Here is a 9832-nt window from a genome sequence, read left to right on the forward strand (position 1 = left end):
CCGAGATGCCCTGCACGTCCTCGGCCGAGTCGGCCAGACCCGCCGCGGCGGCCAGCACCTTCTCGGCGCGGAAGCGCTCGATCTCCTTCTCGGCGTCCTTGAGCTTGGCGAGCATGCCCGAGATCTTCTCCGGCAGCTCCTCCGGGCGCCCCTTGACCAGCTCGGTCAGCTGGGACACCACGGTGTGCTCGCGGGCCAGGAACTTGTACGCGTCGACGCCGACCAGCGCCTCGACGCGGCGCACGCCGGAGCCGATCGAGGACTCGCCGAGCAGCTTCACCAGGCCCAGCTGGGCGGTGTTGCCGACGTGCGTGCCACCGCACAGCTCCTTGGAGAAGTCACCGATGGTGACGACCCGGACCTCGTCGCCGTACTTCTCGCCGAACATCGCGATGGCACCGGCCTTGCGGGCCTGATCCATCGTCATGACCTCGGCGGTGACGTCGAGTTCGCGACCCAGCACGTCGTTGATCTTCTGCTCGACGTCGACCAGCACGGTGCCCGGGACGGCGGCGGGCGAGCCGAAGTCGAAGCGGAAGCGGCCGGGGGCGTTCTCGGAGCCGGCCTGGGCGGCCGTCGGGCCGAGCGCGTCGCGCAGCGCCTGGTGGGTCAGGTGGGTGGCCGAGTGGGCGCGGGCGATCGCCCGGCGGCGCTCGGTGTCGATCGTGGCGTACGCCGAGGCGCCGAGCACGACCTCGCCGAACAGCACCCCACCGGAGTGCACGATGACACCCGGGACGGGCTGCTGCACGTCGCGGATCTCCACCACCGCGCCGGACTCCAGCCGGATCCGGCCGTGGTCGGCGAGCTGGCCGCCGCCCTCGGCGTAGAACGGGGTGCGGTCGAGGATGATCTCGACCTCGTCGCCCTCGGAGGCGGCCGGCGCCGGAACGCCGTCCACCAGCAGGCCGACGACGCTGGCCTCGCCCTCGGTGAGGTTGTAGCCGGTGAAGACGCTCGCGCCGGACTTGTCGGCGACCTCGCGGTACGCGGCGACGTCGGCGTGGCCCATCTTCTTGGCCTTGGCGTCCGCCTTGGCGCGGTTGCGCTGCTCCTGCATCAGGCGGCGGAAGCCGGCCTCGTCCACCTGGAGGCCCTGCTCCTCGGCCATCTCCAGGGTGAGGTCGATCGGGAAGCCGTAGGTGTCGTGCAGCTTGAAGGCCTGGTCCCCGGAGAGGACCGCGCCGCCGGCCTGCTTGGTCTCGGTGACCGCGGCGTCCAGCAGGCTGGTGCCGGCCTTGAGGGTCTGCAGGAAGGCCGCCTCCTCGCCGACGACGACCGTCTCGATGCGCTTGCGGTCGCTCTCCAGCTCCGGGTACTGCGGAGCCATCGCCTTGATCGCGATGTCGGTGAGGTCCTTGGCCACCACGCCGGTGGCGCCCAGCAGGCGCATGTTGCGGATGGCGCGGCGCAGGATGCGGCGCAGCACGTAGCCGCGGCCCTCGTTGCCGGGGGTGACGCCGTCGCCGATCAGCATCAGCGCGGTGCGGATGTGGTCGGTGACCACGCGCAGCGAGACGTCCGACTTGTGGTCGGCGCCGTAGGTGTGGCCGGTGAGCTCGGCGGCGCGGTCGAGGATCATCCGGCTGGTGTCGATCTCGAAGAGGTTGTCGACGCCCTGGAGGATGGCGGCGAGGCGCTCCAGGCCGAGGCCGGTGTCGATGTTCTTGCTCGGCAGGTCGCCGAGGATCTCGAAGCCGTCCTTGCCGTCGCCGTGGCCGCGCTCGTACTGCATGAAGACCAGGTTCCAGATCTCCAGGTAGCGCTCGCCGTTGACGGCCGGGCCGCCCTCCTCGCCGTACGCGGGGCCGCGGTCGTAGTTGATCTCCGAGCACGGGCCGCAGGGGCCGGGGACGCCCATCGACCAGAAGTTGTCCTTCATGCCGAGGCGCTGGATGCGCTCGGACGGGACGCCGATGACGTCACGCCAGATCAGCTCGGCCTCGTCGTCGTCCTGGTAGACGGTGATCCAGAGCTTCTCCTTCTCCAGGCCGTAGCCACCGTCCGCGACGGAGCTGGTGAGCAGCTCCCACGCGAACTTGATGGCGCCTTCCTTGAAGTAGTCGCCGAAGGAGAAGTTGCCGCACATCTGGAAGAAGGAGCCGTGCCGGGTGGTCTTCCCGACCTCCTCGATGTCCAGGGTGCGCACGCACTTCTGGACGCTGGTGGCGCGCGAGAACTGCGGCTTGACCTCGCCCAGGAAGTAGGGCTTGAACGGCACCATGCCGGCGTTGACCAGCAGCAGGGTGGGGTCGTCGGCGACCAGGGACGCCGACGGAACGACGGTGTGGCCGCGCTCCTCGAAGAAGCGCAGCCAGCGGCGGCGGATCTCAGCCGACTCCATTATTGGTCCTTCCGGTTCGGGGTGCCGCCCCGCTGCGGCAGGGCGCGGCGGGGCGTTTCTTCAATGGCTCGGGTGGTGGTGCGGGCCCCACGGGACACGGGGCGGGGGCCTGACGGGGGCAGGGCGGCGGCCGGGCTGCCGGGCGCCGCCGAGATAGCTCGGTACTGCGGCTCGCCGCGCAGGACCCGTCCGGTGCTCCGGGGTTCGACGACGGCGGTGCCGTGCAGTCCGAGGTCGTCCTTCAGCTGCTCCTCGCGCTCGGCCATGCCGGCCCGCACGTCCTGGGCGAACTGCTTGGCCAGGTCGCCCAGGTGCAGCGCACCGCGCGTGGCGGTGCCGGAGAGGCTGTCCGGGGTGAGCCGGTGCACGGCCTCGTTGGCCTTGTTCATGGCCCACACGGTCGCACCGGCGCCGACCGCCATCCAGAAGACGCGTCGCACCATGCCGTCAGCCCCTCACCGCGCGCCGGACCCGGGAGAGCAGGCCATTCCTGGGCGCGGTCGCGGCGCGCACCTCGGCCCGGATCAGCCGGGCCAGCTCCTCGCGCTCGCCGCTCTGCGACGGCACGGACGGCTGGCCGCCCTGCTGCTTGGAGACGGCCTTGCGGACGCCGTAGCTGAAGGCCGCGACCTTCACCAGCGGCCCGCCCAGGGTGGCGGCGACGGTGGAGGAGAGCGCGTTGGCGTTGGCGGCGGCGTCCTGCACGTTGGCGGTGATCTCGTCCACCCGCTCCAGCTGCTGGTTGGCACTGCGCACGGCGGCGCCCGCGTCGCTCAGCAGCGGGACGGCCTGCTCGGTGACGGCGGAGACGAGGACGGTGGCCTCCTTCAGCACGCGCGAGAGGCGGACCAGCACCACGGCGAGCAGGGTGACCAGGACCGCCCAGAACACGGCGACGAGCAACCCGGCCAGCTCTCCCACGGACACCTTTGCGCGCTCCCTCGCCTTGCTGTTCTCCAAACGGAACCCTATCGCGCCCACGCCCGGTTTCCGGACCGGGTTATCGCCGGGCCCCGGGGTCCACCGCCGCGTCGGCCCTCGGCCGAACCGGTCGGATGTGCGAACCGCGCGCGTAACCTACCGACCGGTCACCTCGTTCTGCCAGGCGGGCCGTCGCCCGTACGGCCCGACGAACGTCCGGGCCCCGACGGTCCGGGCCAGGAACACGGGGAGCAACGCTTGGCCGGCGACTGGAGAGCACAGCCCGGGGAACCCGCGGCGTGGCCGCGCGAGCCGCAGCCCGGCCGGCTGCCGGCCGAGGTGACGGGCTTCGTCGGGCGGCAGCGGGAGCTGGCCGAGCTGGCGGGCCTGCTGGCCGGCGCCCGGCTGGTGACGGTGACCGGGCCGGGCGGGGTGGGCAAGAGCCGGCTGGCCCTGCGCGCCGCCGCCCGGGCGGCCGGCGCCTTCCCGGACGGCACCTGGCTGGTCGAGGTGGCCCCGGTGCAGGACCCGCTGCTGCTCGGCCGCGCGGCGCTGGAGGCGCTGCGGCTGACCGACGACACCGCCCGCCCGCCGCTGGACGTGCTCACCGAGCGGCTGTCCGGCCGGCGCACGCTGCTGGTGCTGGACGGCTGCGAGCACCTGGTGCAGGCCTGCGCCGACCTGGCGGACGCGCTGCTGCGGGCGCTGCCCGGCCTCCGGGTGCTGACCACCAGCCGCGCCGCGCTGCGGGCCTCGGGCGAGCACCTGCTCACCCTGGCCCCGTTGCCGGTCGACCCTCGGCCGAGCGGTCCGGGCGGTCCGAGCGGTCCGGGCGGGCTGCCGGACGCGGTGCGGCTGTTCGCCGAGCGGGCCCGGGCGGTGCTGCCCTCCTTCGCGCTGACCGAGGCCAACACCGAGGCGGTGAGCCTGCTCTGCCGCCGTCTGGACGGCCTCCCGCTGGCGGTGGAGCTGGCGGCCGGGCGGCTGCGCGCGCTGTCGGTGGAGCAGATCACCGCCCGGCTGGACGACCGGTTCCGGCTGCTCACCGGCGGCTCCCGGACGGCCCTGCCGCGGCACCGGGCGCTGCGCACCACGATCGGTTGGAGCCATGAGCTCTGCACCGTGCAGGAACGTTTGCTCTGGGCCCGCCTCTCGGTCTTCGCCGGCAGTTTCGACCTGGAGGCCGCCGAGTACGTCTGCGCCGGTGACGCCCTGGAGGCCGAGGACGTGCTCGACCAGCTCGACGAACTGGTCGGCAAGTCCGTGGTGCTGCGCGAGGACAGCGCCTTCGGCGTCCGCTTCCGGCTGCTGGACACCCTGCGCGACTACGGCGGCCAGTGGCTGCGGGCCGCCGGCGAGGAGCAGCGGCTGCTGCGCCGCCACCGCGACTGGTACCTGGGCGTGGCCACCTGGGGCGAGGTCGAGTGGTTCGGCCCCCGGCAGGCCGAGACCGCCGAACGCACCCGACTCGCCCACCCCAACCTCCGCGCGGCGCTGGAGTTCTGCCTCGCCGAGCCCGGCGAGGAGCAGATCGCCCTGCTGCTGGCGGGCACGCTGTGGTTCTACTGGGTCGGCTGCGGCCACCTCGGCGAGGGGCGGCACTGGCTGGACCGCGCGCTCGCCCTGGACCGCGAGCCGACCGAGGCCCGCGCCAAGGCCCTCTGGGCGACCGGCCACCTGGCCACCCTGCAAGGCGACCTGGAGGCGGCCCGCCCGGCCCTGGAGGAGTGCCGCCGCCAGGCCCTGGACACCGGCGACGACCGGGCGCTCGCCTACGCCGTCCACCGGCAGGCCGGCGCGGCCCTGGTCGGCGACGAGCCGGAGCGCGCCGCCGAGCTGTTCGAGGAGGCGCTCTGGCACTACCGGACCATCGGCGAGCTCAACAGCAACGTCGTGCTGGCCATGGTCGAGCTGGGCCTCGCGTACCTGTTCCAGGGGGATCCGGAGAGCGGCGAGCTCTGGTTCGGCCAGGCCCGCGAGCTGTGCGAGGAGCACGGCGAGCAGTGGGCGTACGCGTACGTGCTGTACGCGACGGCGTACGCGCACTGGCTGGACGGCGCCGTCCGGGCGGCCCGCGCCCTGGCCCGGGAGGGCCTGCGGCTGAACCACCTGTTCCACGACCTGCTCGGCATCGCGCTGGCGATCGACCTGCTGGCGCTGCTGGAGACCGAGCCGGGCGGCCCGGGCGCGCCGGGCGACCTGGGCGAGGCCCGGGTGCTGCAGGGCGCCGCGCACCGGATCTGGCACACGGTCGGCCTGCCCTTCCTGGGCTCGCGGTCCTTCTTCGGCCCGCACCAGGAGTGCGCGGAGCGGGCCCGGGCGGGGCTGACCGCGCAGGAGTACGAGCAGTGCTACCAGGCCGGGGCCCGGCTCGACCTGGACGCGGCGGTCTCCCGGGCGCTGGGCGCCAGCGGGTCGACGGGCGGGCCGGAGCCCGGGTCCGGGCCCTGCTCGGTGCCGTCCGCACCGGCGCCCGCACCGGCCAGGAATAGCTGAAACTTGCCGATTGCTTGAGGAGGCAAGGAACCACCCGGAAGGAGCCCCCCGTGGCCGTGACCACCGCCGCCGACGAGTACCGCCTCGCGACGTTCCACTTCGAGTCCAAGGCCTACGCCGACGCCGCCCGCATGCTGGAGGGCGTGCTCGCCGAGGAGCCGGCCAACCTCTCGGTCCGGCTGCTGCTGGCCCGCAGCTACTACCACTCCGCCCAACTCGGGCGCGCCGAGGCCGAGTTGCTCCGGATCCTGGACACCGACCCGGCCGAGGACTACGCCCGGCTGATGCTCGGCCGCACCCTGGAGCGCCAGGGCCGCGCCGAGGAGGCCCGCCCGCACCTGCGGCTGGCCGCGGCGATGACCGGCGAGAACCGCTAGGGGCTCTCTTTCGGATCACGCCGGGCGCGCGACGCCGGAAAAGGGGCGAGCCCCCGCCGCCTCGAAAGGCGACGGGGGCTCGCTGAGGTACCGCAGATGCGGAACCGCGACGGGTCAGCGCGAGTAGTACTCGACCACCAGCTGCTCGTCACAGATCACCGGGACCTCCTTGCGCTGCGGCGCACGGTCCAGGCGGAAGGCCAGGGCCTTCAGGTTGACCTCGAGGTACTTCGGGGTCTGGCCCTCACCCGCGTAGCCACCCTCACGGGCGACCTGGAACGGGACCTTCTCCTTGCTGCGCTCGCGGACGGTCACCACGAAGCCCGGCTTCATCTGGTACGACGGCTTGTTGACCTTGCCACCGTTGACCTCGATGTGGCCGTGGACGACCATCTGGCGGGCCTGGTAGATGGTGCGGGCAATGCCCGAACGCAGCACCAGCGAGTCCAGACGGGTCTCCAGCTCGGCGACGAGCGCCTCACCGGTCTTGCCCTCGGCCTTCTTCGCGCGGTCGAACGCGCGCGCCATCTGCTTCTCGCTCAGGTCGTACTGGGCGCGCAGACGCTGCTTCTCGAGCAGACGGACCTTGTAGTCCGAGTTCTGCTTGCGACCACGGCCGTGCTGGCCGGGCGGGTACGGGCGGGCCTCGAAGTACTTGACGGACTTCGGGGTCAGCGGCACGCCGAGCGCACGCGCGATCTTGACCTTGGGACGCTTCTGGTTCGCCATGAACCAAACCTTCCTTGCTTACGAATACGGCTTCACCAGGTGTTGACGGAGGTCGCATCTCGCGACCCGGAGACAACCCATCGCCGAGGCGATGCGGTCAGCCGCTCTCCGGAGCCGGGCACAAAAGTGCTGGTCACACGGAACAGCCCGGAAATCCGGGCCGTCCGCGACACCGAAACGGTGCGCGACGCTCCTGGTGCGGGCCTCCCGGAGGAGGCCTACGGCCGATGCCCCGCTGGTGCGGCCGGTCGGTGGAGTCTCCTCCGCCGCCGTCCCGGGGCATGGCACTTCGACCGATTGTACCGGGTGGTCGAGCGCCCCTTCTCACTCACCCCTGAGCCGGCCCCGCGTCCACTCCACGACGTCCGCGTACCGGGCCTCGCCGCCGCGCCGGGTCGGCTGGTAGTAGTCCTTGCCGTGCACCGCGTCCGGCGCGTACTGCTGGGCCGCGATGCCCTCCGGCAGGTCGTGCGGGTACTGGTAGCCCTGGCCGTGGCCGAGCTTGCCCGCACCGCCGTAGTGCGCGTCCCGCAGGTGCGGCGGCACCGCGCCCGCGAGCCCCTGCCGGACGTCCGCCAGCGCCGCGTCGATCGCCAGGTAGGCCGCGTTGGACTTGGGCGCCAGGGCCAGCGCGATCGCCGCCTGGGAGAGGATGATCCGCGCCTCCGGGAAGCCGATCAGGGCCACCGCCTGGGCCGCCGCGACCGCCGTCTGGAGCGCCGTCGGGTCGGCCAGGCCGACGTCCTCGCTGGCCGAGATCATCAGCCGGCGGGCGATGAACCGCGGGTCCTCCCCCGCCTCGATCATCCGGGCCAGGTAGTGCAGGGTGGCGTCCACGTCGCTGCCCCGGATCGACTTGATCAGCGCGCTCGCCACGTCGTAGTGCTGGTCGCCGTCCTTGTCGTAGCGCACCGCCGCCTGGTTGACGGCCGTCTCCGTGGTGGCCAGCGTGATGCTCGCCTCGCCCTTCTCCAGCGCCGCCCCGGCCGCCGCCTCCAGCGTGGTGAGCGCCCGCCGGGCGTCACCGCCGGCGAGGCGCACCAGGTGGTCCTCGGCCTCCGCCGTCAGCTCCAGCGCGCCCCCCAGGCCGCGCTCGTCGGCCACCGCGCGGCGCAGCAGGGCGCGGACGTCCTCGTCGGTCAGCGACTCCAGGGTGAGCAGCAGCGAGCGGGACAGCAGCGGGGAGATCACCGAGAAGTACGGGTTCTCGGTGGTCGCCGCGATCAGGGTGACCCAGCGGTTCTCCACGGCCGGCAGCAGCGAGTCCTGCTGGGCCTTGGAGAAGCGGTGGATCTCGTCCAGGAACAGCACCGTCTCCCGGCCGGACATGCCGACCGCCCGCCGGGCGCCGTCGATCACCGCCCGGACCTCCTTGACCCCGGCGGTGATCGCGGACAGCTCGACGAAGCGGCCCTCCACGGCCTGGCTGATCACGTGCGCCAGGGTGGTCTTGCCGGTACCGGGCGGGCCCCAGAGGATCACCGAGCTGGTCGCCGCGGGCCCGCGCGAGCCCGAGACCAGCCGCCGCAGCGGCGACCCGGGCTTCAGCAGCTGCCGCTGCCCGGCCACCTCGTCCAGGGTGCGCGGGCGCATCCGTACGGCCAGCGGCGCCCGGCCGGGCTCCCTGCTCTGGCGTTCCTCGGCGGCGGCGGTGAAGAGGTCCGGTTCGTCCACACCGGAAGCCTATGCGAGGCCGCCGACACACCCGCCGGAGCAGCCGGCCCCATCGCGCCTACGCCCTGTCCCGCCGATCGAGGCGGGCCGCGTGGTCCGGGACGTACTTCTGCAGGTCGCGCGGGGGCCGCTGGTAGCCGCGCGGGGCCGGGCGGGGCGGCAGGTCGATCTGCGGGGCGGTGATCTCGCGGTACGGCACGGTGGAGAGCAGGTGGGCGATCATGTTGATCCGGGCCCGCCGCTTGTCGTCGCTCTCCACCACGTGCCAGGGCGAGTCCGGGGTGTCGGTGTAGACGAACATCTCGTCCTTGGCCCGCGAGTACTCCTCCCAACGGGTGATCGACTCGACGTCCATCGGGGAGAGCTTCCAGCGCTTCATCGGATCCTCCAGCCGGTCCCGGAAGCGCCGTTCCTGCTCGGTGTCGCTCACCGAGAACCAGTACTTGCGCAGCAGGATGCCCGCCTCGATCAGCATCCGCTCGAAGGTCGGGCACTGGTGCAGGAACTGCCAGTACTGCTCGTCCGTGCAGAAGCCCATGACCCGCTCGACGCCGGCCCGGTTGTACCAGCTGCGGTCGAACAGCACGATCTCCCCGGCGGCCGGCAGCTGCTCGACGTACCGCTGGAAGTACCACTGGGTCTTCTGCCGCTCGGTCGGGGTCGGCAGCGCCGCGACCCGGGCGATGCGCGGGTTCAGGTACTCCGTCACCCGCTTGATCGCGCCGCCCTTGCCGGCGGCGTCGCGCCCCTCGAAGACCACCACCAGTCGGGCGCCCTCGACCCGCACCCACTCCTGCAGCTTCACCAGTTCCTGCTGGAGCCGCAGCAGTTCCCGCTCGTACGGCTTCCTCGCGAGTCGTTCCGGCTTCGCGGTCCGCTGCTCCTCGGCCACCTGGGGTCCTCCGTCCGACTGCTGCTGATGAGCACTCACCGTAGGCGCTGGAGGCCGCCTCCGCAGGTCGGAGGACGGGTGGGCGGCCACTGCGGCCCCCCCCACCCCCCCCTCCCCCCTCTACCCCCCCCCCCCCCCCCTCGCCACGCACACCGTCCCCACCGAGAAATTCGACGGCAATCGGCTCCGGGGCATCATGGCCTACCACCAGAAGTGGTGGCCGCGCATGGCAGCCACTGCCCAGGCACTGCGCAACGGCACGACCCCGCCCCTGCTCGGCAACGAAGAAGGCGACACACGAAGCGGCCTCGCCCTGCAGAACGGTCCCGGAGGGTGGCTGATGCAAGTCTCCGTCCCGTGCAACGACCAGGACGCCGACCCCGACGAGCACACCATGTG

Annotated in this window: 8 protein-coding genes; 2 read left to right on the forward strand and 6 right to left on the reverse strand. The window is 72.7% G+C overall.

Annotated elements, in window-relative coordinates:
* The 3 genes from alaS to ACFVX9_RS32675 form a co-directional block, all read right to left on the reverse strand.
* Positions 1-2344: alanine--tRNA ligase (gene alaS, locus ACFVX9_RS32665; RefSeq protein ID WP_387985112.1), on the reverse strand; the 2344-nt coding region annotated here is incomplete at its 3' end.
* Entirely contained in the window at positions 2344-2787 is a 444-nt protein-coding gene (locus tag ACFVX9_RS32670; protein WP_063346788.1) for a DUF6167 family protein, read from the reverse strand. The genes ACFVX9_RS32670 and alaS, both read right to left, overlap by 1 nt.
* Before the next feature lie 4 nt (positions 2788-2791).
* On the reverse strand, positions 2792-3271 hold the full coding sequence (locus tag ACFVX9_RS32675) for a DUF948 domain-containing protein (protein WP_387985115.1): 480 nt from the start codon (positions 3269-3271) through the stop codon (positions 2792-2794).
* Between the two features lie 252 nt (positions 3272-3523).
* On the opposite strand from ACFVX9_RS32675, the gene ACFVX9_RS32680 reads away from it, so the two are divergent.
* Both ACFVX9_RS32680 and ACFVX9_RS32685 read left to right on the forward strand, forming a co-directional pair.
* Positions 3524-5761: an ATP-binding protein gene (locus tag ACFVX9_RS32680; RefSeq protein ID WP_380377187.1), complete on the forward strand. Its 2238-nt coding sequence runs from the start codon at positions 3524-3526 to the stop codon at positions 5759-5761.
* 56 nt (positions 5762-5817) lie between these two features.
* Positions 5818-6138, forward strand: coding sequence for a tetratricopeptide repeat protein (locus tag ACFVX9_RS32685; RefSeq protein WP_380377234.1), 321 nt, complete (start codon positions 5818-5820; stop codon positions 6136-6138).
* Positions 6139-6252: 114 nt separating this feature from the next.
* Here ACFVX9_RS32685 and rpsD read toward each other — a convergent pair whose 3' ends face one another.
* From rpsD to ppk2, 3 genes are all read right to left on the reverse strand, one after another.
* Positions 6253-6867, reverse strand: coding sequence for a 30S ribosomal protein S4 (gene rpsD / locus ACFVX9_RS32690; RefSeq protein WP_063346792.1), 615 nt, complete (start codon positions 6865-6867; stop codon positions 6253-6255).
* A gap of 324 nt (positions 6868-7191) precedes the next feature.
* The gene (locus ACFVX9_RS32695; protein ID WP_363372766.1) at positions 7192-8541 is read right to left on the reverse strand and encodes a replication-associated recombination protein A; all 1350 of its coding nucleotides are present in this window, start codon (positions 8539-8541) and stop codon (positions 7192-7194) included.
* 58 nt (positions 8542-8599) lie between these two features.
* Positions 8600-9433 (reverse strand): polyphosphate kinase 2, encoded by an 834-nt coding sequence (ppk2, locus tag ACFVX9_RS32700; RefSeq protein WP_380486008.1) that lies wholly within the window; start codon positions 9431-9433, stop codon positions 8600-8602.
* Between the last annotated feature and the right edge of the window lie 399 nt (positions 9434-9832).

The sequence above is a fragment of the Kitasatospora sp. NPDC058243 genome, from assembly GCF_042882025.1.
Lineage (GTDB): Bacteria > Actinomycetota > Actinomycetes > Streptomycetales > Streptomycetaceae > Kitasatospora.